At 37.3% G+C, this 26,343-nt stretch carries 30 protein-coding genes; 26 read left to right on the top strand and 4 right to left on the bottom strand.

What is annotated here, in order from left to right:
- Nucleotides 1-30: 30 nt before the first annotated feature.
- Genes MOZ64_RS01260 through MOZ64_RS01250 form a run of 3 tightly spaced genes read left to right on the top strand, consistent with a single transcriptional unit; the run spans nt 31 to nt 1,848 of the window.
- Complete coding sequence (locus MOZ64_RS01260) at nt 31-402, top strand: GntR family transcriptional regulator (protein ID WP_320324812.1); 372 nt, start codon at nt 31-33, stop codon at nt 400-402.
- The gene (locus tag MOZ64_RS01255; protein ID WP_320324811.1) at nt 395-1,099 is read left to right on the top strand and encodes an ABC transporter ATP-binding protein; all 705 of its coding nucleotides are present in this window, start codon (nt 395-397) and stop codon (nt 1,097-1,099) included. Before MOZ64_RS01260 ends, MOZ64_RS01255 begins: the two co-directional genes overlap by 8 nt.
- Nucleotides 1,090-1,848 carry a hypothetical protein gene (locus tag MOZ64_RS01250; RefSeq protein WP_320324810.1) on the top strand — a complete coding sequence of 253 codons (759 nt, stop codon included), beginning with the start codon at nt 1,090-1,092 and terminating at the stop codon, nt 1,846-1,848. Before MOZ64_RS01255 ends, MOZ64_RS01250 begins: the two co-directional genes overlap by 10 nt.
- On the opposite strand, the gene MOZ64_RS01245 is transcribed toward MOZ64_RS01250, so the two are convergent.
- Nucleotides 1,845-1,982 carry a hypothetical protein gene (locus tag MOZ64_RS01245; protein WP_320324809.1) on the bottom strand — a complete coding sequence of 46 codons (138 nt, stop codon included), beginning with the start codon at nt 1,980-1,982 and terminating at the stop codon, nt 1,845-1,847. The two genes, MOZ64_RS01250 and MOZ64_RS01245, sit on opposite strands and share 4 nt — an antisense overlap.
- Nucleotides 1,983-2,016: 34 nt before the next feature.
- Between MOZ64_RS01245 and MOZ64_RS01240 the strand changes: the two genes are divergently transcribed.
- Genes MOZ64_RS01240 through MOZ64_RS01200 form a run of 9 tightly spaced genes read left to right on the top strand, consistent with a single transcriptional unit; the run spans nt 2,017 to nt 9,074 of the window.
- Nucleotides 2,017-2,751, top strand: coding sequence for a hypothetical protein (locus MOZ64_RS01240; protein ID WP_320324808.1), 735 nt, complete (start codon nt 2,017-2,019; stop codon nt 2,749-2,751).
- Between the two features lie 23 nt (nt 2,752-2,774).
- Nucleotides 2,775-2,963, top strand: coding sequence for a hypothetical protein (locus tag MOZ64_RS01235; RefSeq protein ID WP_277633448.1), 189 nt, complete (start codon nt 2,775-2,777; stop codon nt 2,961-2,963).
- Nucleotide 2,964: 1 nt separating this feature from the next.
- Entirely contained in the window at nt 2,965-3,693 is a 729-nt protein-coding gene (locus tag MOZ64_RS01230; protein ID WP_320324807.1) for an LD-carboxypeptidase, read from the top strand.
- A gap of 2 nt (nt 3,694-3,695) precedes the next feature.
- Complete coding sequence (locus MOZ64_RS01225; RefSeq protein WP_320324806.1) at nt 3,696-4,379, top strand: hypothetical protein; 684 nt, start codon at nt 3,696-3,698, stop codon at nt 4,377-4,379.
- Nucleotides 4,348-6,327: an ATP-dependent DNA helicase RecG gene (gene recG / locus MOZ64_RS01220; RefSeq protein ID WP_320324805.1), complete on the top strand. Its 1,980-nt coding sequence runs from the start codon at nt 4,348-4,350 to the stop codon at nt 6,325-6,327. The genes MOZ64_RS01225 and recG overlap by 32 nt, the downstream gene beginning before the upstream one ends.
- A gap of 9 nt (nt 6,328-6,336) precedes the next feature.
- Entirely contained in the window at nt 6,337-7,125 is a 789-nt protein-coding gene (locus MOZ64_RS01215; RefSeq protein WP_320324804.1) for a hypothetical protein, read from the top strand.
- Nucleotides 7,125-7,724 (top strand): PIN domain-containing protein, encoded by a 600-nt coding sequence (locus MOZ64_RS01210; RefSeq protein WP_320324803.1) that lies wholly within the window; start codon nt 7,125-7,127, stop codon nt 7,722-7,724. Before MOZ64_RS01215 ends, MOZ64_RS01210 begins: the two co-directional genes overlap by 1 nt.
- A gap of 34 nt (nt 7,725-7,758) precedes the next feature.
- Entirely contained in the window at nt 7,759-8,586 is an 828-nt protein-coding gene (locus MOZ64_RS01205) for a carbon-nitrogen hydrolase family protein (RefSeq protein WP_320324802.1), read from the top strand.
- Nucleotides 8,583-9,074: a hypothetical protein gene (locus MOZ64_RS01200; RefSeq protein ID WP_320324801.1), complete on the top strand. Its 492-nt coding sequence runs from the start codon at nt 8,583-8,585 to the stop codon at nt 9,072-9,074. Before MOZ64_RS01205 ends, MOZ64_RS01200 begins: the two co-directional genes overlap by 4 nt.
- Here the strand turns inward: MOZ64_RS01200 and MOZ64_RS01195 are convergent.
- The gene (locus tag MOZ64_RS01195) at nt 9,053-9,973 is read right to left on the bottom strand and encodes an AEC family transporter (protein WP_320324800.1); all 921 of its coding nucleotides are present in this window, start codon (nt 9,971-9,973) and stop codon (nt 9,053-9,055) included. The two genes, MOZ64_RS01200 and MOZ64_RS01195, sit on opposite strands and share 22 nt — an antisense overlap.
- A gap of 67 nt (nt 9,974-10,040) precedes the next feature.
- A complete protein-coding gene (locus MOZ64_RS01190; protein WP_320324799.1) occupies nt 10,041-10,892 on the bottom strand; it encodes a dimethylarginine dimethylaminohydrolase family protein in 852 nt (283 codons plus the stop codon).
- Between the two features lie 228 nt (nt 10,893-11,120).
- Here MOZ64_RS01190 and MOZ64_RS01185 point away from each other — a divergent pair, with 228 nt between their 5' ends.
- The 14 genes from MOZ64_RS01185 to MOZ64_RS01120 all read left to right on the top strand — a co-directional run bounded on the left by MOZ64_RS01185 (nt 11,121) and on the right by MOZ64_RS01120 (nt 26,158).
- Nucleotides 11,121-12,338 (top strand): ATP-binding protein, encoded by a 1,218-nt coding sequence (locus MOZ64_RS01185; RefSeq protein WP_320324798.1) that lies wholly within the window; start codon nt 11,121-11,123, stop codon nt 12,336-12,338.
- A 54-nt stretch (nt 12,339-12,392) separates the two neighbouring features.
- Nucleotides 12,393-13,577, top strand: a complete 1,185-nt coding sequence (locus MOZ64_RS01180) for a PucR family transcriptional regulator (RefSeq protein WP_320324797.1) — start codon at nt 12,393-12,395, stop codon at nt 13,575-13,577.
- Between the two features lie 128 nt (nt 13,578-13,705).
- Complete coding sequence (locus MOZ64_RS01175; protein WP_320324796.1) at nt 13,706-14,806, top strand: ABC transporter ATP-binding protein; 1,101 nt, start codon at nt 13,706-13,708, stop codon at nt 14,804-14,806.
- A 12-nt stretch (nt 14,807-14,818) separates the two neighbouring features.
- Nucleotides 14,819-15,652, top strand: coding sequence for an ABC transporter permease (locus MOZ64_RS01170; protein WP_320324795.1), 834 nt, complete (start codon nt 14,819-14,821; stop codon nt 15,650-15,652).
- Nucleotides 15,649-16,449, top strand: coding sequence for an ABC transporter permease (locus tag MOZ64_RS01165; RefSeq protein WP_320324794.1), 801 nt, complete (start codon nt 15,649-15,651; stop codon nt 16,447-16,449). Before MOZ64_RS01170 ends, MOZ64_RS01165 begins: the two co-directional genes overlap by 4 nt.
- A gap of 2 nt (nt 16,450-16,451) precedes the next feature.
- The gene (locus MOZ64_RS01160) at nt 16,452-17,306 is read left to right on the top strand and encodes a dimethylarginine dimethylaminohydrolase family protein (protein ID WP_320324793.1); all 855 of its coding nucleotides are present in this window, start codon (nt 16,452-16,454) and stop codon (nt 17,304-17,306) included.
- 12 nt (nt 17,307-17,318) lie between these two features.
- Entirely contained in the window at nt 17,319-18,365 is a 1,047-nt protein-coding gene (locus MOZ64_RS01155) for a polyamine ABC transporter substrate-binding protein (protein ID WP_320324792.1), read from the top strand.
- 2 nt (nt 18,366-18,367) lie between these two features.
- Complete coding sequence (locus tag MOZ64_RS01150; RefSeq protein WP_320324791.1) at nt 18,368-19,621, top strand: Zn-dependent hydrolase; 1,254 nt, start codon at nt 18,368-18,370, stop codon at nt 19,619-19,621.
- A 173-nt stretch (nt 19,622-19,794) separates the two neighbouring features.
- Nucleotides 19,795-20,067 carry a type II toxin-antitoxin system RelB/DinJ family antitoxin gene (locus MOZ64_RS01145; protein WP_320324790.1) on the top strand — a complete coding sequence of 91 codons (273 nt, stop codon included), beginning with the start codon at nt 19,795-19,797 and terminating at the stop codon, nt 20,065-20,067.
- On the top strand, nt 20,068-20,349 hold the full coding sequence (locus MOZ64_RS01140; protein ID WP_320324789.1) for a type II toxin-antitoxin system YafQ family toxin: 282 nt from the start codon (nt 20,068-20,070) through the stop codon (nt 20,347-20,349).
- Nucleotides 20,350-20,721: 372 nt separating this feature from the next.
- A complete protein-coding gene (locus MOZ64_RS01135; protein WP_320324788.1) occupies nt 20,722-23,580 on the top strand; it encodes a DEAD/DEAH box helicase in 2,859 nt (952 codons plus the stop codon).
- 1 nt (nt 23,581) lies between these two features.
- Nucleotides 23,582-23,971, top strand: a complete 390-nt coding sequence (locus MOZ64_RS01130) for a (deoxy)nucleoside triphosphate pyrophosphohydrolase (RefSeq protein ID WP_320324787.1) — start codon at nt 23,582-23,584, stop codon at nt 23,969-23,971.
- A gap of 172 nt (nt 23,972-24,143) precedes the next feature.
- A complete protein-coding gene (locus MOZ64_RS01125; RefSeq protein WP_320324786.1) occupies nt 24,144-24,344 on the top strand; it encodes a hypothetical protein in 201 nt (66 codons plus the stop codon).
- A 278-nt stretch (nt 24,345-24,622) separates the two neighbouring features.
- Nucleotides 24,623-26,158 (top strand): helicase C-terminal domain-containing protein, encoded by a 1,536-nt coding sequence (locus MOZ64_RS01120; protein WP_320324785.1) that lies wholly within the window; start codon nt 24,623-24,625, stop codon nt 26,156-26,158.
- On the opposite strand, the gene MOZ64_RS01115 is transcribed toward MOZ64_RS01120, so the two are convergent.
- Nucleotides 26,145-26,343 (bottom strand): hypothetical protein (locus MOZ64_RS01115; protein ID WP_320324784.1); only part of this gene is annotated, 199 nt, incomplete at its 5' end. The genes MOZ64_RS01120 and MOZ64_RS01115 overlap by 14 nt on opposite strands.

Below are 26,343 nucleotides of genomic sequence, written 5' to 3'. Positions count from 1 at the left end.
GATTAATACAATAACACAGGAGGTGAAGGCATGAAATGGAAGTTGGACACAGAACGTCCGATTTATCTACAAATTGTTGAACATATAGAAAAGGATATCATGAAAGGAAAATATCCGCCGAATTCGCAATTGCCTTCGGTTCGGGCTTTGGCATTGGAAATTGGTGTCAATCCCAATACGGTGCAACGAGCCATGGCTGAATTGGAACGAAAGGGATTGGTTGTTTCACAACGTACGAATGGTCGATTTATTACGGACGACCAGGAAAGGATCCAACAAATGAAAAGGGAATTTGCGCAAGCAGAAATTCAAATGTTTTTATCACATATGCATGATTTGGGTTTAGATACCAAAGCGGTAATAGAAGCAATCCAGAAAGTTGAGGGAAAGAAAGATGAGTAAAATTGTATGTAATGATCTGACAAAAATATATCCGGGTCATAAGGTGGCTTTGGATCATATCCATTTCACGTGTGAAAATGGTCGAATCATTGGTTTATTGGGGCCCAATGGTTCGGGTAAGACCACATTGATGAAATTGATGCAAACTTTATTGATGCCAACAAGTGGTTCCATTGAAATTGATGGGTTGGCACCAGGCGTAGAAACCAAGGCTTTTGTTTCCTATTTACCGGATGTAGAATGTTACGATCCAAAGATGAAAGTGAGAGATCTTGTGAATTTCTATGATGACTTTTATATGGATTTTGATCTGGATCGTGCCTTGGAAATGATGAGTGAATTGCATATTGATCAAGATATGCGTATGCAAGCTTTATCGAAGGGAAATAAAGAAAAGGTGGCTTTGATTTTGTGCATGGCTAGAAATGCCAAACTCTATATTTTGGATGAGCCCATTGGCGGTGTCGATCCAGCTACCCGTGATTATATCTTGCATACCATTCTTTCCAATTTTGATACGGAAAACTCATCGCTGTTGATTTCGACGCATTTGATCACCGATGTGGAAAGCATCTTGGATGATGTGATCATGATCAATGAAGGAAAGGTCGTAACGGCAAAGAGCGTTGACGCGATTCGCGAAGAACATGGTCAATCGGTCAATGAATATTTCAAGGAGGTCTTCAAATGTTACTAAAAATATTTAAATATGACATGAAAAGTGTCAGTTGGAATTTGGGGCTGTTGCATCTCTCGTTGTTTGTATTGATCTTGGTGGCCCATTTGTTTGAAAATATCATCCCTTTCTTATCGAATCTCTTATATTTTATTTTTTCGGTGGTATTGATCGTTTCTGCATTCATGGTCCATATCAGTTTTATCAAACGATTCAAAACGAGAACTTTTGAAAAAGAAAGCTATATCTATCATTCCTTGCCTGTAAGTATCGATAGTTTGATGTTGTCGCATACCTTGGGTTATGTGATTTGGGGCTTGATCAATCAAATTGTATTGGTTGTCGTTATCCTATTTACCGGTATGGTCTTTGACCCAAGTTCGATCAATTGGTCCGATTTCCAAATCCTCTTTAACCAAGTACCTGGTCAAGCATGGGTATTGTTGATCATTGGTTTGATCTTGGAATTTGTTTGGTTTTCTACTTGGGCCCAATTGTCAACGACCATTGCCAATCATTTTCCGAACCATGATCGTTTGGTGTTAGTGATTGAATATATTGTTGGTTTCTTTGTGATGTTGTTTGCATCGATGCGTTTGACCGTATGGTATACCGATCACATCGATTCGATCGTCAATGCGACCAATGCACAAGTATGGTCCTATGTCTTGCATTATGGCTGGATCGTATGTGCCGTAATAGCTATTTTGACTTTGATCAATTACTTTAGTGCTCGTTATTTATTGACCAAACATACGGATATTGTCTAGTAAAGACAGTAAAATTCGCATGGTTTATGCGACAACTCGATCTTCGATCCATGTTGCACAAATTGTTTTTCCATTATCTGAATGTCTTGTTCATCTAAATCACCACCTATCGACAAGACAATTGTGTCGGCCATGTTTTTCATGGCCTTTTTATGTTAAGGTTGTTTTATGAATAAACAAGAATATATGAGAAGAGCTTATAGCTTGTTACGTTCTTTTTTACAATGTTCCTATGTTGAATTTTGTGAAAAGACAAGTGTTCATATGGAACAAATCGATGAATGGATCTATGTCTTTCTTTTCTATCCCATCGTAAATGGCTTGGAACGAGGAATTTTGCTGGTCTATGATCAAGACCAAGTCATTGCGGATCTTTCTTTTATGCATGGCTCGCTGGATGATGTCCTAAAAAAAGAAAGTGTGTATGATGCCATCACGCTGGATTCGGACTGGTCCAATTTGGAATATTATACATTGTGCCACTACTATTTCCCTGATTTGGCCTATCCCTATTGTCAAAGTAAAAAAGAAGAAACCTTTTTTGGTGAAGTCATCTTTTTTACCAATGCCTATGTAACAAAAAGCTATCGACAAAAAGGCATTTTCTTCTCCATGTTGGATATATCGAAAGAAATGGTTTGTCGGCAAATCAAAACCTCTTGTATTTTATATGCCGTCTTTGCCTTGGATCCGGACATTCCTTGTTACGGTCCTGATACCACTCCTGAACCCTATTATTATTCCATGAAAGATGAACCTGCGCGATTGCGCAACAAAAGCATCCTGGAAAAACGTGGGTATATCGGTGTGCGTTTGGAAGATGAAGAAGAAAACGATGGGTCGAAATTGTGGTATGCCCTCTTAAAAGAGCAGGAACAGATTGTAGAAGTGGATGTAGTATAATAACTATATAGGAAGGAAATTGTATGTTAACAGCACTATTGATTTTCATTATCGCATGTATTTTGGCGGGTTTAGCCATCTTTTTGGTAAGCTTGCCCTTTTTGATTATTTTCTCTATTGTCTTTGCTTTGTTTGGCCTCTTTTTTCATTATTGGTGGGTCTGGATCATCCTCATCGTTGTATGGATCCTATTTAGAAAAGAGCAAGATTGATATGGCAACAATTGGTTTATTGGGATTATCCGATCCTGTCAAAGAAGGATCGCTTGATTCTACCATGGCTGCGTTAAAGGCATGGAACCATACGGTCCAGATATCTCCTTTGCTTTTTCAAACAGCCAGTCCGAAACAAAGAGCTTCCGTTTTTAATGAATGGATGACTCAATCTTTTGATTTTATCTTTGATGTATCGGGTGGTGATCTAGCCAATGAGACCCTTCGCTATTTAGATTTGGATACCTATTCAAAAAGTCATGCGATTTTTCATGGCTATAGTGATCTGAGTTGTGTATTGAACGTGTTAGCGATGTATCGACCTTGTGTCTTGTTTCAAATCAAAAACAATCAAAACAAGACCGATCTTAAGAAGTATCTAGCTTTTCAGCCCAATGATCTATGCATCGGTGCAGGGTTAGGGGGCAACATTCGTTGTTTTCTGAAATTGGCAGGAACCAAGTATTTCCCCGATTTGAGTGGTGTTCCATTGTGTCTGGAAAGTCGGTCAGGCAATGCTTATCGGATTCGTTCTTTCTTTGCGCAATTGGAAGATATGGGCGTGATCGATCAAATAGCTTCTTTGACATTGGGGGAATTTACCCAATTGGAAGCGGAAAATGAGTATGATATCTTACATACGATCACAAAGTCCTATGCGATACCAGTGTCTTTTCATGCCCCATTTGGGCATGGATCCCATTCCAAAGCGATTCGATTGGAGGTATAAATTTGGTAAAAATAAAATATTTTTTGTATTATTTTGGACTCAGTGTCCTCTATGATCTGGCATATTTTTTCATTGCCGCTCATGCGACAAACTATATTCCTTTGGTCTTACTGATTGGTGTTTTGTGGAGTGTAGGTCTTTATAAATTATGTATGGAATTGTGGGATGTTCATCGAAAAATCGAATGGAAAGAAGGCTTGATCGTCATCTTGGTACAATTTATGTTTCAATGTGTGCTTTTGACTTTTCATGTACAAACCAATACGGATGCAGTTGCGATTCTTGTACAAGTTATCTATGGCTTGCTTGTATTATTGTGGATGCCTGTACAAATTGGCGTAAATTATCGATTGGCCAAACAGAAAAACCCCCAAATGCTTGCGTTATGGAAAGGTTGTACGGCTTATTTGATCCTGTTGGTTGGTTTGGATACCCTAACGAAAAATGTCTATGCCTTGACATCCTTGGAAAGTGTGGCTCGATCGATGGCCTTAGCCAATAATACCTGGTTTGGCTGGACCATGGTCACCTGGATGCAAGTGCATTTTTCATCGGCTTTGGGCATGGCCTTGATCGTGATTGGCATCTATTTTGTATTGAGTCTTGTTGAGAGTGGCATTTGGTTATATGTCGTTAACCGAATAGGGAATGATCATGGATCTAAACGTATTAAAACTCACAAGTAGACGCCAAGGATTATTGGCCAAGATGGGAATTGCTTCGGTTGAAGATTTGTTGGAGACATATCCCTTTCGTTATGAAACCATCGAAATCATCCCATATTCCCAATGGCAAGAAAACGATCATGTTTGTTTTGAAGGCTTGATTTGTCAAACGGCTCGTGTGATTCGTTTTGGGAAGAATCGTTCCATGACGAAATTTACAGTTATTTCGTATGATCAAGAAATAGAAGTGACTTTATTCAATCGGCCATGGACGCAACAATTTACCTTTGGCAAAACCATTACGCTCTTTGGTCAATACAAAGGCAAGAACAAATTTACGGCAACCAATTATAATTTTGAACCCTTATCCAAACAAACAGGCATGCACCCTGTCTATACTTTGCCCAAAGAGATGCATCAAAAAGAGTTTCAAAAGATCATGGATGCGGCATTGGCCTATCGTGAGGAAGTCGAAGATGTCATTCCTCATCGTTATCGTGACCAATATCGTTTGTTGGAACATGGCCAAGCTTTGTTGTGGGTGCATCATCCTCAAGATCAAAAACATTTGTCGTATGCTTTGCGTACTTTAAAATATGAAGAATTTTTATGTTTCCAATGTGTCATGCAAGCCACACAGAATCAAGCCACAAGTGCTTCAAAAGAACCAAAGATCTTTGATGCATCTTTGATCGATGCCTGGATCGACAAATTGCCGTTTCCATTGACCAAAGATCAAGAACGTGCCATACGGGATGTATGTGAAGATCTGCATAGTAGTAAAACGATGTTTCGTTTGGTACAAGGAGATGTGGGTTGTGGCAAGACCATCGTGGCCATGGCTGCGATTTATGCCTCCTATCTAGCCGGCTATCAATCGGCTTTCTTAGCTCCTACGGAAATATTGGCTCGTCAACATTATGAAAAGATGAAAGCTTTGGGCTTTGATGTGCAATTGTATGTATCGGCTCTTTCAGCCAAAGAAAAACAAGTCATTTTAGATGGCATGGCTTCAGGCGAAATGTTGATTTTTGTAGGGACCCATGCTTTGTTCCAAGACCAAGTGCAGTTTGCCAAGTTAGGCCTGGTCATTGCCGATGAGCAACAACGATTTGGTGTACGACAACGCCGATCGATGTTAGAAAAAGGCCAAAATGTAGACTTTTTGATGATGTCAGCGACACCGATTCCACGTACCTATGCTCATTTTATCTATGGCAATATGGATATTTCCAATATCAAGACGATGCCACCCCATCGAAAACCAGTGATTACGACCTATGTCAAAGGCACATCGATGAAACCCATTCTTCCAGATATTTTAGAAGGATTGGATCAGGGGCGTCAGGGTTATGTGGTCTGTGCCGCCATTGAAGATTCCACGGAAGTATCGATGCGCTCTGCCATCAAGGTCTATGAAGGCATGAAAAAGACCTTAAAAAAGCGACGCATTGGTTTGTTGCATGGGCAAATGAGCAGTGAAGAAAAAGAAGCCATCATGAATCAATTTGTCCAAAAAGAATTGGATGTATTGGTTTCAACCACGGTCATAGAAGTAGGCATCGATGTGCCCGATGCCACGATGATGGTCATCTATGATGCGCATCGCTTTGGCTTGAGTACGTTGCATCAGTTGCGTGGGCGTGTAGCACGTGGTAAGGAACAAGGGTATTGTTGGTTATTGTCGGATTCGAAAGATCCCCAAGCCATCGAGCGTTTAAAGAAATTGGAAACGATCACGGATGGTTTTGCGATTACGGAATATGACTTGCGCTTACGTGGGCCTGGTGATTTTTTAGGCGTTCGTCAAAGCGGGTTACCGAACTTTGTCTTGGGGGATCTGGAAAAAGATAAAGCTATGATGGATGAATGTGTGAAGAATGCCGAGGAAATCTTACAGCAAAAGATTGATCAGCCGATGTTGGATTTTATTTCTAAAGCTATAGCCAATGCCCAATATTTTGATTAAAATAGAGTCATGAATGAAAAAATTCGTAAGAAATTGCTCTATTTTGTGAGTCTGGGGACCATGATTGCCATCTTGACATTGATCGGATATGCTTTTTTCATGCGCCAAGTCGATGTGGATGTGACCCAAAATATGCATTTGGAATATACAGGGGAAAATGGCAAGGCGACGTTGGTCGTGACCAATCCGGCTTCCAATATCAATGAACGAACACGAACTTTTATGGAGTCTGTAAAATATGAAGCGGATCCGAATACGGATCTGTCCAATGGCGATCAAGTCAAAATCACGGCTACGTATGATAAGGGTTTAGCACGTCAATACAATTTTCATCCAACCCATACCACAACGACCATCACGGTTTCGGGGTTACCGGATCAATATGCGACAGTATCCAAAATTCCTAAGTCTTATTTAAAGAAGATCTATGCAGCGGCTGATAAATATATTGAAGAGCATGAACAAGATATATTCCGAATCGAATTAAATCAGGATAATGCGAATGTCACTTTGCGTTCCAATCAAACGGTCTACCGGGCGTTCTTAAAATCAAAGAAAAAGGGAAATAGTGATCGTATCTTAGAGATGCATAATTTACGATATCGCGTTGCCAATACGGACTATACCATTTATTATATTGTAATCGTACCGAGCGTGAATGACTCGAAAGAAGTTGTTACCGAAGATATTTATGGAGAAGAGGCAACGATGTCGGAAGAAGAAATCAAAAATAAACAATTCAGTGAATATGTTTCACGCGTATATGGTTCTGGTTATACCATAGAGGAGATTAAATAATGCCACAGCGAATCATTTATTTAGTCGATACCGAAAATGTCGGATCATCTTGGAAGATCTTATTAGAAAAGAAAACGAAAAATGATAAGATTTATTTATTTTATACGGAGAATTCGCCGCATATTTCTTATGCGGATATGTTGGAAATCGTACAATATCCAAATGCGTTTGAAGCGATTCCTTGTTGTACGGGTAAGAATGCTTTAGATTTTCAATTGGCTTCGTATTTGGGTTTCTTGGTCAAGAGTGCACCGAAAACGCAATATTGTATTTTTTCTAAAGATACGGGATATGATGCCTTGGTTTCTTTTTGGAGCGAAAAAGGCTATAGTGTTCAGCGATTGGATGCTGTTTCTTTTGAGCAACAAAAGAAAGCGGAAGCCAAAAAGAAGACACAAACTTCGCTTACGTCCATGGATGATCAAGATGCCAAAATTGTCCGGGACATTTTAGCCCGGAATCATGAGGAGTTATTGGATATCCACAATGAATTGGTACAAACCTTTGGCATGAAAAAGGGAAGTGTCATGTACAAGCAGTTAAAGCCAGAAATTAAACTGGCTGCCCAACAAGACAAACAAAATGAAGTCTGCCACTAAATAGTGGCTTTTTTTACAGTGAGGAATGATAAAAATGCGTATTCTACAAATTCAAGCCCATGTATATGAAGAAAAAGAAAAAAATTTGGATGCATTGGAAGCAAAAATCAATGAATATAAGGATCAGAAGATGGATTTGGTAACGATTGGGGAAATGTTTGATTGTCCGTATCAAACAGATCGTTTTCCTCTCTATGCTGAAACAGAGCAAGAGGCGACATGGTCGCGATTGTCTTCGATTGCCGCCAAGTTTGGCGTGTATTTATCAGCAGGTTCGGTTCCGGAAAAAGATGATAAGGGACATATATACAATACGGCCTATGTATTTGATCGACAGGGGCGACAAATTGCGAAACATCGAAAGGTCCACTTTTTCGATGTGGATATCGATGGGGGTCAACACTTTCATGAATCCGACACCTTGACAGCCGGGAATGAATGTACGACCTTTGATACCGAATTTGGCAAGATGGGTCTTTGTATTTGTTTTGATTGTCGCTTTCCGGAATTTGTGCGACTCATGGCTTTGGAAGGAGCCAAAGTCATTTTAGTTCCAGCTGCCTTTAATATGAGTACTGGCCCAGCTCATTGGGAATTGATGCTGCGTTCTCGTGGCATGGACAATCAATGTTTTGTGGTGGCTACATCCGATGCCAGAGATGAAAAGGCAAGCTATGTATCTTGGGGCCATTCGATGGTCGTATCGCCTTGGGGAAGCATCGTCAGTGAAATGGATGAGAAAGTATGTGCCAAAGTGATTGATATCGATTTGCGTGAAGTAGAAAATATTCGTCGACAATTGCCTTTGATGACGGCTCGAAGAGAAGATGTCTACGAATTGAAAAAGCGGGTGAAACAATGAAAAAGATATTGACTTATCGCAACAGTTTGATTGCTTGCGTCGTGAGTGGTTTACTCGGTCTTGTGACTTGTTTTGTCGGGGTCTATTTCTTATCGACATTAAGTGCCGCACCAACCGTGAGTGCCATGGGCACGGTATCCAAGTATTTGTGGCTGGTCAAAGGCAATATCCTCTGTCTTTTGGTTCTATCCATTTTTTGGATCATTCATTTGGTTTTCAATCATAAAAAGCCAATCAAGGAATGGATACCGATCCTTTTCACATGGATTTGTTTTGTTGCATCCATATTAGCTTGGCCAACCTTGAATCAAGTTCATCAGGTATTGCTTCATCCAACCATGTTGAATTTATTAAGCATCATGGATCTGAAACAAGCCAAGATGAATCACATGATCATTTTATTGGTCATTGGTATCTTTGGCATGTTGGTCAATGGCATGCTTTCAATGATCTATTTAATGAAGATTCATAATAAGACCCAATCATAGATCATAAATACCAGAGGAATGGTGACTACAGATAGGATCGTTGTGAGGATAATGCCTTCGGAACAAAGTTGGGTGGGCCATCCTTTTTCAGCCAATACGATGAGGGGAAGATTGGCTATGGGCATACCAAACATCAATAAAGATACAACTTGAAGATCTTGAGGAACATGGGCCATCATCATGAAGATACCGGCGATGAGCGGGAGAATGACCATCTTGACAAAGGTAAAGCCATACATTTTTCCATCCAAAAACATTTTTTTGAGATCCTTTTCTTGAGCCAGAGTCATGCCTGTGATCATTAAAGGCAAGGCAATGGAGACTTCCCCTAAATAATTGAGGGTTTGTGCACATACGTAAGGTAGACGAATGTTGCCTAGAAAAAGGACCAAGGCACAAATGGAAGAAAGCGTGCCAATATTAAAGATTTGTTTGTAGGAATGGGAACTGTCTTTGATCAAGGATAAGCCATAGGTATAAAACAACACATTGAAAACCAAGCCAAAACAGGCAACGTAAATCACGTATTCGGGGCCTAGAAGGCCGCGTACAACAGGAATGCCAATAAAACCGACATTGGGAAAGTCGATCATGAATTGCCAGATGACGCTTTCATGGGAATCTTTGATCCTACATGTAAAGAGTTTTCCAAGCAGAATAAAACTGCCATACATCAGGATCGCGATCCCAAAGGTATAGGCAATATAGGTCAGATTTCCGGATGCATCACTGGATAAGACACTAGAAATACTCAAGGCCGGATTAAAGACATTGACGACAAGCCACGATAGCAACTGTTGTTGGGGTTGATCGATCTGTTTGATCTTTTGGGTAATGGCACCCACCAACATTAGAAGCAAGATGACCATCATTTGTTCAAAAACTAAGATCGTAGACATAGGTATTCTCTCTTTATAAGTATAAACATTCTCAAGCTATAAAAAAAGAACTATGTAGACACATAGTTCAGGCATGTCGTTCCAAGGGAAAGGTCATACAATGAAGGCCACCGCCACCTTTTAAGATTTCAGTAATATCCAATTCAATGGTTTCTAAACCAAGGGCGCACATTTTTTGGTTGACTTCCACATTTTGTTTCAACGTCAATACTTTGCCATTGCCTAAGGCTTGTAGGTTACCAAAGTGTTTAAATACACCTTCTTGCGGAATGGGTATCAGGGTAAAGTTGCGTTTTTTTAACATGTTGATGAAAAATTCAGGGAGTGCTTCTTCACAGACCACAGCTACTTTTTCGGCAACAATATTAAAGCACATATCCAGATGCAGATTGCGACGCGCACAAGGAACGCCGACCATGGTATAACCAAGCTCTTCGACTTGTCGTTTCACATTTTCAAAGCCATCTCGATCGGTTCGGGCAATGATGCCATGGGCAATGGTATAGTCATCCAACATCCAGAAATCACCACCTTCAAAAGCACCACTTGTACAACGTGCAATAACCGGAATGTCTAATTCTTTCATTTTCTTTTCATATTCGGCTGTTTCTGCTTGTCGACAAGGTTCGCGAAACGATCCCATGATATAGCCTTCTTTGACACAACCGCCAAAATCACGGGCAAAGACTTCATAATGAAGACCGGGTTTAGGATCCATCAATTCGACTTTCACACCGTTTTTTTCATAGGCATCTATCAACAATTGGTGTTCGGCCATACATTTTTCTTTATTGACCGTTTCTTTTTCATCGAGCCATTTTTCTGTGATCACATTAATGGGTTCAAATTCATGATACGTTGGTGGACACAATAGCACTCGTTTGAGTGGATCCGTGCCGTTACATACAAATTCTTTCATATCGTACCTCCTTGATAGCTTTATCATAGGGCGATAGTTTTTGAAATACATTAGTAGCGAGAACAATATCTTTTGTGCATGAAATACAAAATGGATAGAGGATTTGAATAATTATCAAAATACCGAAATCGGTATAAAATAAGAAAAAATATAAATAAATCCCGATATCGGGATTTATATTTGAATGCTCGTTCTCGTTTTGATATATTGGAAATGAGGTGAATGGGTATGGTGATACGTAAAAATTATTTAGATCAACTTATTTCATGGAAAGATCACGATATCATCAAAGTGATAACTGGAATTAGAAGATGTGGAAAGTCAACATTATTAAAGCAATTTCAAAATTATTTGAAAGAAAATGGCGTTATGAATGATCAAATTATTTTCATTAATTTTGAAGATTTACAATTTGAATCATTGATGGATTATAAGAATCTATATACATATATTGTAAACAAACTGCTTCCAGATGAAAAAATGTATATATTTTTAGATGAAGTTCAAAAAGTTCCTGGGTTTGAGAAGGTCGTAGATAGTTTATATATCAAGGAAAATATTGATGTTTATATAACCGGCTCAAATGCATATATGCTTTCTTCGGATTTGGCTACTCTTTTATCGGGGCGTTATGTTGAAATTTCTATGCTGCCTTTATCTTTTAAAGAAGTTTATAAAGAAAAAGGAGGAGATAAAGAAGAGGTATTTTATCAATATCTAAAATATGGTGGTTTTCCTTATCTCATTACGATGGCATTGAATGATGAACAATTGAATATGTATTTGGAAGGCATTTATAATACGGTCATCATAAAGGATATAGAAGAGCGAGAAAATAGAAAAAATGTAGATTCAAACAAAAGAAAAATTTCCAATGTGGTTCTATTGAAATCCATTGCGAAATATTTAGCTAGTACTGTTGGTAGTGTAATTTCGGTTAAAAAGGTTACAGGATATCTCGTTTCGAGTGGAAGAAAAGTATCTGCATCAACAGTAGATGACTATATGGAAGCCTTAAAAGAAGCATTTATTTTTTATCCGGTGGAACGATTTGATGTATCTGGAAAAAAAAATTTAAAAACATTGAATAAATGGTATATCGTTGATCTGGCATTGCGAAATTTTATGTTGCCAAAAAAAAAGTATGATTTAGGCTTTTCTTTAGAGAATATAGTCTATTTTGAATGGATTCGTAGAGGATATAGAGTAAGCGTAGGAAAGACCGAATCTTCTGAGATTGATTTTGTTGGGCAAAAAAATGATGAAATTATATATTGTCAAGTGACGGCTAGCATGATTGATCCAACAACGTTTGAAAGGGAGATGGATCCATTACGCTCCATTAAAGATAACTATAAAAAAATAGTTTTAACATTGGATAAGGTTACATTAGGAAATTATGAAGGCATTGAAGTAATGAATGCGATTGATTGGCTATTGGATTAATATCTTTTGTGCATGAAATACAATGTAGTACGTCCATAAATAGAAGGTGATTGTATGATTTGTGGTGATATTTTAGAAATAGAAGATCTCAAAGAACTCGAATTGGTAGCTGGCCAAAAGGGGTTATATCGGCATGTGCGATGGTTATATTTTGCGGATTCCATGCGTGTGGTCAATGACACCTTTTATGAAGATCCGGAAAAATATAGCCATTGGATCCAAGGTGGTGAGTTGATGGTCATCACGAATGAAGATATCATTCAGAACGATGAATTTGTGAGCAAGTTGGTCTACAATTCAGAGGAAAAGTGTGCATCGGGCATCATTATTCAAAAAGATAAAACAACGCCTTTTTTGATGGATCTAGCCAATGAAAAAAACATTCCGTTGTTTGAATTGCCATGGACCATTCGTTTGATTGATTTGTCACAAATTATCAGTACGCGAATCGTTAATGAAAAAAATATTTATACGTCATTGGAATCTCTTCTTTCCAGTATTTTATATGGCAACTATTCCAGTGAAGAAGATGTGATCAAGATGGGTTTGATTTATCATTTTGATTTTGGTCGAGAATGTGTATTGGCACGGATCGAAATTCGGGATCGCGAAAATGAGGAATATATCAAGAATTTGATTCGGAATGCGTTTGATAATCAAGGCATTCGTTATGTCATTGTCTTACCAGAACCCGATGGATTATTGGTCTTATTTCCTTCGGATACACTCGATCAAAAACAAATTCAATCCATTTTTGTTTCGATTGGAATGTCATATTGGAACAAAGAAAAGGTTCGTATCCAAGTAGGAATCAGTTTACGAAAGAATGGAATCTTGCAATACAAAGAAGCACGCAATGAAGCCCTTTTAGCGGTGAAATTTGCGGATGATCAACATCAATATGTACAATGGTATCGCAATCTTGGTATCTATAAAGTGCTAGGGTGTATTTCCCAAACGGAACCGCTGTACGCCTTTTATCAAGAAATCCTAGGGAAACTGGAGGTGTCGGATTCGGTTTCCCATGGCAATTTGTGTGAAACATTGAAAGTATATATGGATTGTAACTGTAATGCGTTGGATGCCAGTAAACGACTGTATATTCATCGAAATACGATGCGCTATCGACTGAATAAAATTGAAGAAATCTTAGATATTTCTTTGAATGATATGCATACTTTATTTCTATTGAATACGGCTTTTGAAATCAAACATTTTTTAACAGCGATAAAATCTTGATTGTGCATGGTGCATAAAAACAGTTATGCATGTAAACATTGAGAGATGGTGAGGAATATACTAATATCTAGACATAGCAACGGAGCTAACCGAACGAGTTAGTTCCGTTTTTTGTTTGGAGGGATTGTATGTTAGCGATGACGGGTGGTCTTGGAAAACGGATGGAATTAAAACATGTCACTAAACGATATGGTAAAAACGAAGTAGTCAAAGATGTAAATCTAACGATAGAGAAGGGCGATTTTGTGACGATTCTTGGTCCTTCTGGAGCAGGTAAGAGTACGGTCTTAAAAATGATTTCTGGTTTTGAAGATATCAGTGAAGGCCAGATCTTAGTGGATGGAAAAGATATAGTTGATCGAGAAGCCAACCAACGGAATTTTGGCATGTTGTTTCAAAATTATGCATTGTTCCCACATATGACGGTGGAAGAAAATATTGCCTATCCATTAAAGATTCGCAAGATCGAAGCCAATCAACGAAAAGAAATGGTGGAAAACATCTTGGAAGTTGTTAATTTGAAAGGTTACAACAAGCGATATCCAAAAGAACTTTCAGGAGGTCAGCAACAACGAGTAGCCATGGCTCGAACAATCGTGTTCAATCCTTTGGTGTTGTTGTTGGATGAGCCAATGGCTGCTCTGGATAAACAATTGCGAAAACAAATGCAACGGGAAATTCGTAAGATCCATCAAGACTTGGGTTTGACAACGATTTCGGTTACCCACGATCAAGAAGAAGCCTTGACCATGGCCAATAAGATCTGTGTCATGCGTGATGGTCAGATCTGTCAGATATCGACACCAGAAGATTTGTATGAATATCCGAATAGTCGCTTTATTGCGAATTTTATCGGTGAATCAACCATTTTGGATGGACATATTCTTTCCATCGATGATGACCAGGCACGGGTGAAATTAAACGATGGCAAGATCGTACCGGTTCAATTGGGTGAGCGTACTTCTTGGTTCCATGAAGGACAGGACATGTATTTGGTTTTACGTCCAGAGCGATTCCGTATGGTACAAGCGGATTTTAAAGGTATTGTTCTACCAGGTTTCATCAACCAATCGACCTATGTAGGAGATGCCTACTATTTGGAAATTGAATCAGAAGAAGGCTTGATGTTACGGGTACAAACGTATGCACGGGGTAAATATGATTTGCGACGTGGAGCTCCCATCAAGGTGGGATTCTATCCAAAAGATCTGATTCCGGTTGCAGAGTAGGTGGTGGTGATCATGAAAACAATCAAAGAAAATCCTATGCGTTTATTTCTGATTCCACCATTCGTATTCATTCTGTTTTTTATGGTCATTCCCTTGATGGAGGTATTGATTCGGTCAGTATTTGATGAGAGTGGTTTTACCCTTGCTTATTTCCAACGCTTTTTTGCCACTTCTTTATATATGAATGTATTAAAAAATACCTTCACCTTAAGCTTGATCGTATCCGTTCTTAGTTTGGTATTGGGCTATCCCATTGCCTATTCCATCACGAAGGCTTCTCGAAAAGGGAAGATCGTGATCAATACGGTCGTGCAGATCTTATATTGGACCAGTCTTTTAGTGAAGACCTATATTTGGATCATCATGCTTCAACAACATGGTGTTATCAATACCATTCTTATGGGGCTTGGTCTGATTGATCAACCTATTCAATTGTTACATACCTATTTTGGTGTCGTTTGTGGGATGACCTATATTTTTCTTCCTTACATGATTTTTTCACTAACTCCCATCATGCAACAAATCGATACCAATTTGTTGACGGCCTCCGAAAATCTAGGTGCTAGTCGATTTTATACTTTTCGTAAGATTTTCTTGCCATTGAGTGTACCTGGCATCGTAAGTGGTTTTTCCATCGTATTCTTGAATGCTTTGGGCTACTATATCGTACCCGCTTTACTAGGTGGTCAATCCAATACGATGATGTCGCAATTGATCCAGCAAGCCATCAATGTGGAATTGAATTGGAACTTTGCAGCTGCCATTTCGGTGGTATTGATCATCGTGACCATCCTTATCATGCTCATCACTCAAAGGTTGGGTAGAGTGAAAGGAGAATCCAAATGAGAAAGCGAAAATTCAGCATTTCCAATGTATTGACGACCATCACTTTGGTTGTGATCTTGTTGTCAATTTTATTGGTCATTCCGGTATCTTTATCGGCTTCTACCTATATCACATTTCCCATTACCCAATTTTCTTCCCAATGGTATCAGGATTTGTTTTCCGATCCGGAATGGGCATTTGCCTTTCAAAATTCTATCATTATTGCCATTTGTACAACCATTCTTTCTTTGCTTTTCGGTATCATGATTTCACTAGGATTGCGTGAATTATCCAACAAGATCCAAACGATCTTTTATGAATGTTTTCGTTTACCGCAATCGGTACCCATTATTGTTACAGCGATTTCCATGTACGCTCTATTATCTCGCCTGCATTTGAATGGTACGTACTTGGGATTGATCATTTGTCATACGATGGTAGCTATTCCATTTGTCGTTAGTGCTTTAATGGCCGGACTATCAAAGATTGGTGATCAATATGAAATGGCAGCCCGTAATTTAGGGGCAGGACGACTACAAGCTTTTAAAGATATTGTTTTACCAATGTTGATGCCATCGATTGGTTCGGCTGCGCTCTTTGCGTTTATGACCTCGTTTGATGAGATAGCGATCACTCTATTTGTGGTTGATCCATCGGTCATGACCATTCCAATGAAAATGTACAATGGCATCAACCAACAGATCAAGCCGACACTAGCGGCATTATCGGCTTTGATCATCGTTGTGGTTGCACTTGGATTCATCCTATATGGATGTATTCAATTGTATATAGATAAAAAGTCGGAGAGGAGGATCTAATTATGGCGACTTTTGTAAACAATGCATATGGAAAATTAAAGAAGGTGTTGCTTTGTCCAGCTGATTATTATCGTATTGAACCTATTAATGGGATTTCAAGAAAATGGATGGAACAAGGCTATGAAATGGATTATGAATTGTGTAAAAAACAACATAAAGCATTGATTCAAGCGTATGAAGACAATGGCGTAGAAGTTGAATTGATCGAGCCGAAAGAAGGATTGACCTATCAAATCTTTGCCCGTGACTTTGGCATTTGTTTAAAAGAAGGCTATGTATTAGGTCATTTTAAAGAACCGGTACGACAACCGGAAACAGCTCTCTATGAAAAGAAATTAAAAGAACTGGGTGTTCCTTGTATTGCCCGTTGTACTGCAGGTTGTTTTGAAGGGGGCGACTTTTGTTTCTTAGATGAAAATACCTTATTAATGGGGGTAATCGATCGTACCGATCCGGCTGGCTTTGATAGTGTCAAAGCCCAATTATCCGATTTAGGCTATGAAATGACACCTATCTATGTGGATCGTAAATATCTTCATATTGATATCATCATCAATATCATTGCGAAAGATACAGTTATTATTTGTCCTGATTTGTTGCCCGATGGTATTGTTCAACGATTTAAACGACGGAATTTCAAGATGATTGAAATTACGAAAGAAGAAGTACTGGCTTATGCGGCCAATATTCAAGGATTGGGGGATGGCAAAGTCATTTCCGCCAATACCAATACCAAGACCAATCAGCGGATGCGTGAATTCGGTTTGGAAGTCATTGAAGTGGATATCAGTGAGATCGTAAAAGGTGGTGGGGGCATTCACTGCATGACTTTCCCCTTGATTCGTGAAGCAGAATAGGAGAGATGTGAGATGAATAAATTATGGAAAAGAGGATTGACTGTTTTAGCAGCTGGTGCTATGAGTGTTTCGGTAGCAGCTTGTGGCAATACTTCAGCAAATTCGGGAAAAGAAAACTTAGTGATCTGTACGTGGGGTGGTGCTTTGGAAGATGGAATTAAAGCCGCTGCCAAAGGGTTTGAAAAGAAATACAACTGCAAGATCACGTGGGATAGTTATACCGATTATTCTAAGATCCAAACCATGGTCAATAACGACAATGTCACATGGGATGTAGCAACTTTAGATTCCTATTGGACCTATGCAGGGGCTAAATATTTAGAGAATATTGATTATGATATTGTCGATAAAACAGGCATTGAAGATTACACTTCGAAGAAAGGGGTAGGAGCATATACGTTTGCGACAGTCATTGCGTATAATACATCAAAATACAATAGTCAAACAAGTCCGCAAACTTGGGCAGATTTCTTCAATACGGATAAATATCCAGGTAAGCGAACCTTCTATAAGAATCCCATCCATTTATTTGAAGAAGCATTGTTGGCTGATGGGGTAGCTCCAGAAGATCTGTATCCAATTGATATTGATCGTGCTTTGAATAAACTAGATACAGTCAAAGATAGTGTCAGTGTATGGTGGGAATCGGGTTCTGAACCCGCCCAATTGTTATCGTCCAATGAAGTAGATCTCGCTTCAGCATGGTCCGGTCGTATTCAAGATGCAAAAGATGAAGGGGAAGCAGTTGACTACAACTACAATCAAGCCTTATGTATTACGGATAACTGGGGCATTATCAAAGGTACGAAACATAAAAAATTAGCGAATGAATTTATCAACTATGTTACGCGTCCAAAAGCACAGGCTCGTTTTGCGAAGACCGTATCGTATGGTCCTGTCAATCAAGGGGCTTATCAATATTTGGATGATGCAACCATTCGTAAGATTCCTTCGAGTGATTACTACAAAGATCAAGTGGTATGGTTTAATCCTGAATGGTGGGCCAAAAACTATGATAAAGCCAATGAAAAATTCCAGAACTGGTTACTGGAGGATTGATCATGATCACGTGTAGTTTAGAACGAATGACAAATTTGATCGATACATTTTCAAAGTTTGGGGCTACCGGACATGGAGGCATTACGCGATTCTCCTTGTCCAAAGAAGCTATCCAAGCCAGAGATGAATTTGTCAAACGAATGAAAGCGATTGGCGCGCAAATCGAAACGGATGATATTGCCAATGTCTATGCGACCTTACCAGGTAGTGATCCCAATGCTAAACGGATCGTGATGGGATCGCATGTGGATTCGGTCATGAACGGAGGCAATTACGATGGAATTTTAGGTGTCATGAGTGCGATGGAAGTGTTGACAACCATCCAGAAAGAGCAGATTCCGCATATCCATCCGATCACAGCGATGATCTGGACCAATGAAGAAGGTTCTCTCTATCCGCCTTGTATGATGTCGAGTGGCATTGTCTGTTATGATTATTTACCCGAGAATGTGCGTTCCAAATATAAAGAAGAAAATATGATGGCTTCCAAAGGCGATACGATGACCTTCCAACAAGCCATTGAACAGTCGGGTTATAAAGGGGATAAGAAAAATCGAATCACTCCAAATACATACCAATATATGTTTGAAACACATATTGAGCAGGGCCCCATCTTAGAAGACCATCATAAAGATATTGGAGTCGTGGATTGTGTATTGGGCATGTTCAACTATCGTTTGAAGTTTTATGGTCAAACGACCCATGCAGGAACCTTTCCCATGCCTAAGCGTAAAGATTCGTTTTTAGCAGCAAGTCATGCACTGATTGAATTACATAAACGCATTGATTCATTAGGTTATAAAGATCTTGTCTATACCACGGGTGAAGTATCTTGTCATCCCAATTTACATACATGCGTACCGGATTATTTTGATTTCTGTATCGATGTCCGTCATGAAAAGAAAGAAGTCCGAGATGCTGTATTGAAGATCGTCAAACGTTTTGAAGATGAGATGTGGGATGGTTGTATCTGCAAGGTTGAAAAAGCATGGGAACGAGAAACGGTATATTTTGATAAGCAATTGATTGATTATGTGGAAGAATCCGCAAAAGAATTGCATACAAACTATCAAAGAATCCATTCGGGTGCGGGACATGATGCCCAGTTTGCCGCATATATGCTTCCCACCACAATGATATTTGTACAATCCAAAGATGGCTTATCCCATTGTGAACAAGAATATTCTTCTCCAGAACAATGTACCCAAGGTGCTTCTGTCATGTTGCATGCTGTATTAAAAGCTGATCAGACATAAATATATCTTACGCTTTTCTACATTCCCTCCTTCTAAAAGCGTAGAGCCCTCATAAATCATAAACGAGGGCTTTTTTGACTTGAAACAAGTCAAAGTTATTACCAAATTTGCTAAAACGATTTACAATGTATATCTAATAGAATATAATATGGGTGGAAAAGGAGATGATTTGTATGTCTACAGTTCCTACTCAGATTCGTATTAATGCAGATGTTAAAAAGCAAGCAAACGAACTATTCAATGACCTTGGCATGGATATGTCCGGAGCTGTTAACATCTTTTTAAGACAGTGTATCATGAGAGGAGGACTCCCCTTCAAGGTAGAGATTCCACGGTATTCACAAGAACTTCTTAATGCTGCCGATGAAGCTAAGCGAATTTCTCGTGATCCAAACGTTCCAGGGTATACGAACATGGATGATTTAAAGAAAGCACTTGAGGGATAAATGGTATTCATTGTCAAATTTACCACGGCTTATAAGAAAAGTTATAAGCGAATGAAAAAACGTGGATTGGATATGTCACTTCTTAATGAAATTATTGATACTTTACGTCAGGGGAAAGTACTGGAAGAGAAATATCGTGATCATGAATTAAAAGGAAATCTGAAAGGGTTCCGTGAATGTCATATTCAGCTGGATTGGTTACTCATTTATCTGGTTGATAATGATATTCTTACATTGACGTTGATTGATACTGGCAGTCATGCCGATCTTTTGGATATGTAACAAGTACCGCCTATAACGGCGGTCTTTACTATGTTCGATGAAGCTAAGCGAAATTCTTGTGATCCAAACGTTCTAGGGTATACGAACATAAGCACTTGAGGAATAATGGTGAATTCTCTATTGCAAAATTGATCATGAATGGGAAGGACACATGTCCTCGATCTCAAGAATCTGAAATCAATACTGTGAATCGGGCAACCGATATTTTATATAACTTTTTCTCTTCTCTACAATAATAGATAAAGATGCAGATGAAATGATAGAATCATCTGCATTTTTATGTTTATTGTAGTAAATACATGCAAGGGAAGATCTTTGGATCTTTTTTTGTGTGAACTCAACCATTATAATAAATAGTATATGAACAGCAATATGAATAAAGAGATAGAAAATGGATTTTTAACTGCATTTGTGGATGCATCGATTCCATCCAGTGAATCCTTTCGTCCACAATTTATCACCAATGATTATCATCGTGGAATGAAAGTTTTAACAACGTTAGAAAAAGAAATGCAACATTGTGATAGTTTTGCGATTAGTGTGGCATTTATTACAATGAGTGGATTAGTGCCTTTGCTACAAACATTGAAAGAATTAGAAGCAAGAAACATTCATGGCCGTATTTTAACAACCGATTATTTAACATTTAGTCAACCAATGGCTTTGGATAAATTAGCATCATTTTCCAATGTGGATCTTCGAATGTATCGTTGTGGCCAATCGCAAGATGGATTTCATACCAAAGGATATATCTTTAAAAATAAGAATGTGTTCCATATGTTGATTGGATCTTCGAATTTAACTAGTAAAGCTCTTACTTTAAACAAAGAATGGAATACTAAATTGGTTTCGAGCCAAGAGGGTGAATTTGCACAGTTTATCCAAAAAGAATTTGATTATTTATTTTTAAGTGATTATTCGCAACCTTATGATGCGTTTATTGACGATTATCGTGATTCCTATGACAATTTTCAAATTCAAAGAGAACAAGTAGAAGAGCAAGAAAAAGAAACAACATCTTATGAATTAAAGCCCAATTCTATGCAGAGGGATTTTATTACATCGTTGGAATCGATTCGAGCAAAGGAAAAGAATCGAGCGTTGTTGATATCAGCAACAGGTACAGGAAAAACATATGCATCGGCTTTTGCGATGCGTGAAGAAAAGCAAAAGCATGTGTTATTTATTGTGCATCGTGAGCAGATTGCCAAACAAGCGATGCGTAGTTATCGTCGGGTGTTTGGAAACACAAGAACTTTTGGCTTACTTTCGGGTAATGAAAAGAATATGCAGGCCGACTATATATTCTCAACAATGCAGACGATGTCAAAAGACTATATAATGGAACAATTTGATCCAAATCAGTTTGATACCATTATTATTGATGAAGTGCATCGGGCTGGGGCTTCGAGTTATCAAAAGATCATGTCCTATTTTAAACCAAAATTTTGGTTAGGAATGACAGCAAGTCCCGATCGTACCGACGGGTATGATATCTATGGCTTATTTGATCACAATATTGCCGGGGAAATACGTTTGCAACAAGCTTTAGAAGAAAATTTACTTTGTCCATTTCACTATTTTGGCATTACAGACTTTGAAGTAGATGGCCAAGCATTGGATGATATGTCACAATTTAACTTATTGGTTAGTGATCAACGGGTGGATTATATTTTAAAACAAGCTCAATTTTATGGTTATTCAGGCAATCGTGTGAAGGGATTGATTTTTTGTAGTCGAAAAGAAGAATGTAAAATATTATCACAGTTATTTAATGAGAGAGGATTAAAAACAACTGCTTTAAGTGGTGATGATCCACAATCCTATCGTGAAAAATGTATTGAAAAGTTAGTTAGAGATGACACGGATGATTATTTGGATTATATTTTCACCGTTGATATTTTCAATGAAGGTGTGGATATTCCAGAAATCAATCAAGTGATTTTATTGCGTCCAACTCAAAGTCCAATTGTTTTTATTCAGCAATTAGGTCGAGGCTTAAGGAAAGCAGAAAATAAAGAGTATGTTGTTATTTTAGATTTTATTGGCAACTACAAAAATAATTTTATGATACCGATTGCTTTATCAGGGGATCGTTCCTACAACAAAGATACGGTTCGTCGATATGTACAAGAAGGATCCAAAATGATTCCAGGTGCATCCTCTATTCATTTTGATGTAATTACGCGAAAACGGATTTTTCAGTCCATTGATGCGGCTAATTTTAATGAATCCCGTTTATTAAAAGAAAGTTATCAACAATTGAAGTTTAAAATTGGACATATTCCTTCCTTGATGGATTTTGAAACATATGGTTCCATTGATCCATTGCGTATATTTGATAATTCAACCTATGGATCGTATTATATGTTCTTGAAAAAATGTGATAAAAAAGATTTCAAGATTCATTTAGGACCAGTGGAAGAAAATATGTTGGAGTTCATTTCCACGAAATTGGCTGCTGGAAAACGGAAAGATGAATTGATGATTCTTCAACAATTATTAAATAATCAGGATGTTCAAATCCATGGTGATCAAAATTATCGAACCAATATGTTTAATATGTTAACGGGACAATTTGCCACAGGAACAGGAGCCAATCGATATAAAGATTGTGTATTTATTCAAAATGACTTTGAAATATCAGATGTATTTCAACATTTATTACAGAATCCAGATTTTAAACAATTATTCCAAGAAACCATAGAATACGGATTATATCGTTATCAGAAAGAATATAGTACACCATTTAGAAATACGCCATTTACTTTATATGCCAAATATACGTATGAAGATGTATGTCGTTTGTTGAATTGGGAGAAGAGTTTAGTTCCATTGAATATTGGTGGATATAAATACGATTCCAATACGAAAACATTCCCTATTTTTGTGAACTATGATAAATCCAATGATATTGCGGATACAATAAAATATGAAGATCGCTTTGTTTCCGATCGTGAATTAATATGGATTTCTAAATCTGGTAGAAATTTGCATAGTGATGATGTGCAAAAAGCATTGCATGCGGATTCTTTGGGGATTGTGATGCATCTATTTGTACGTAAGAACAAAGAAGATAAAGGATCCAAAGAATTTTATTATATGGGTACACTACATGCGATGAATCAAGGTAAAGAAATTATGGTGGGGAATAAATCGGCTGTTGAGATTAACTATCGATTAGATCAACCCGTACGTGAAGATATTTATGATTATATTGTAGGTGAATGAAATGAAATCAATAGAAGTAGTGGCAGCTGTCATTCAACATAGAGGTCGTATTTTTGCGACACAACGAGGTTATGGCGAATTTAAAGATGGTTGGGAATTTCCAGGTGGAAAAATAGAACCCAATGAAACCCCACAACAAGCCTTAAGAAGAGAAATAAAAGAAGAGTTAGATACAGATATTGAAGTAAAAGATTTAATTGATACCATTGATTATGATTATCCAACATTCCATCTCACTATGCATTGTTTTTGGTGCACAGTCAAATCAGGAAAGTTGGAATTGTTGGAACATGAAGATGCCAAGTGGCTAACTAAAGAAGAACTACAAAGTGTGGATTGGTTACCAGCAGATCTAGAATTATTACCTAAGATTAGGGAAACATGGGAATAGAGAGTAAAAAATAAGACAGTACGGATATTTTTCTATATGATTTAGCGAAGATATGGTAAAACTATTAATAATTAATAGCCTCGTTTTCTTAAATATTTAATAAATAAAGATGTATAGCACAAAGAGGTGCGAAGCATATGTGCTTCGTACTTTTTTAGAAAGAAGTGTAAATATGCATGATTTGAATGAATTGATTGGAATATTTAAAGGCATACACTTTGATGATGTTGTGAATGAGAAAGAAATTACTCGACTTAAAGATTGGGTTGCAAAAAATAAGGATTTAGTTTATGACGATGAGCAAGCAAAGTTGATTAATTTAATGAGTAAAATTCTTGAGGATGGTATTATTACTCAAAATGAATATCAATAAGTCATGATGTATTGCAATGAATATAATCAAAACTTACAGAGTGAAAATACACCTCTATATGAGCTTAATGATATAGTTGATGGTATTATTTGTGATGGTGTTATAAATAAAGCTGAAATATATCATTTAAAAGATTGGATTATGCAGTATAATATTTTATAAAAGATAACCAATCATTTGAAGGATTATATGAAATAATAAATAAGTGTCTAATCAATGATGAGTTTTCAAAGGAAGAACAAGAAAATTTATATAAGATTTTAATCTCTAAAATTAGTTTGATTCGGTTCAATAATAAATTAAAAGTTTTAAAAGAAAAAGTCAAAAATGGTGAAAATATTGGAATTGATGGTGGAATATTAAAACAGCAAGGACGTGATCCTTATTATAAAATTGACGCAAGCAATTATAATATTAAGAATTATAAAGAAACAAAATTTTATCAATGTTGTAAATGCGGTAAAATCACGCCATACAATGTACATAATAAATGTGTTCGAGATAAATGTGATGGAACGTTAGTAGAGATTGATCCAGATGAGACTTTAAAAAATAATTATTATCGTAAAAAATATAAGAATAAAAAAATTGAAACTGTGATAATCAAGGAACATACTGCACAATTAAATCGAGAGAAAGCGAAAGAATATCAAGAAGATTTTAAAAATAAGAAAATCAACATTTTAAGTTGTTCAACTACCTTTGAAATGGGTATTGATATTGGAGATCTTGAAACCGTATTTATGAGAGATGTACCACCTACCCCAGCAAACTATGTGCAGAGAGCAGGTCGTGCAGGTCGTAGAAAAGATTGTTCAGCATATATTTTGACCTATTGTGGATCAAGATCTCATGACTATACATACTTTCAAGATCCAGAGAAAATGATTTCTGGCATCATTAATCCACCTTATTTTGATATATTAAATCAAAAAATTATTATACGTCATTTAACGGCTGCTTGTTTGGGCTTTTTCTTTAGGGAATATCCTGAGTACTATAAAACTATAGAGGATTTTGTAAATAAATCTGGGAATACAAAATTTAACAATTATATTAAATCACATCCTCAAAAATTAAATGCATACATTAACCAAAGAGTTTTACCAGAAGATGTTTATGCATCTTACCATAATTTTAAATGGTTTGAAAATATGGGGAACAAAGATGAAAAATTAGAATTATTTGTGGATACTGTAAAATTAACCGAAAAAGAATATTTGCAAGCAAAAACCGAAGCAATAAAATATGAGAAATATAGAGATGCAGAATATTATACAAAACAAATAGAAAAACTTAATAAAACTAAATTGCTAGATGCTTTATCAAAGCATTGTGTTGTTCCTAAATATGGTTTTCCAATTGATGTGGTTGAACTGGAAGTATATATAGATGGAAAAAGAAATAATGATATTAATTTGACAAGAGATTTACGTATAGCTATTTCAGAATATGCTCCTGGTTCAGAAGTAATTGTTGATGGAGAAAAATATACTTCTGAATACATAATATTACCTAAAACGGGAGACTTCCCTCGCAATTTCATTTATAAATGTCCAACTTGTGAAACAGTAAATATTTTTGCAAGTGATCAAGAAAAACATAAATGTCGGTGTTGTGGAGAAGCATTAGATGATGAATGTCCTGATTTTTATATTGATCCAATTTATGGATTTAGGACAGGAATTAAAAAAGAAAGTACGCGTTTGAAGCCAAAACGTTCATATGCTGGTAATATGACATATCTTGGTGGAGGTATAAATGAAGGAAAGACATTAAAATTTAATGATGTAATTTCAATTATAACAAGGTAAGCGTCAGATAAAACAGTGGATTCCAATTCATCAATAAATCTCCGATAATTTTAGTGAATTCAATTAGAGTTTTTGGAGCTGCTCCAAGAACTTTAAAAAATTCTAGATTGGAGTCTAAATTATATGAAGGCTGAATTATCTCCTGTGAAACAGGTGAAGATCGAATACTGGCTTGAAGTGATCCA

The sequence above is a fragment of the Absicoccus intestinalis genome (genome assembly GCF_033971885.1).
In the GTDB taxonomy this organism is placed as follows: Bacteria; Bacillota_I; Bacilli_A; order Erysipelotrichales; family Erysipelotrichaceae; genus Absicoccus; species Absicoccus intestinalis.
This window is presented reverse-complemented; position numbering and strand designations above follow the sequence as displayed.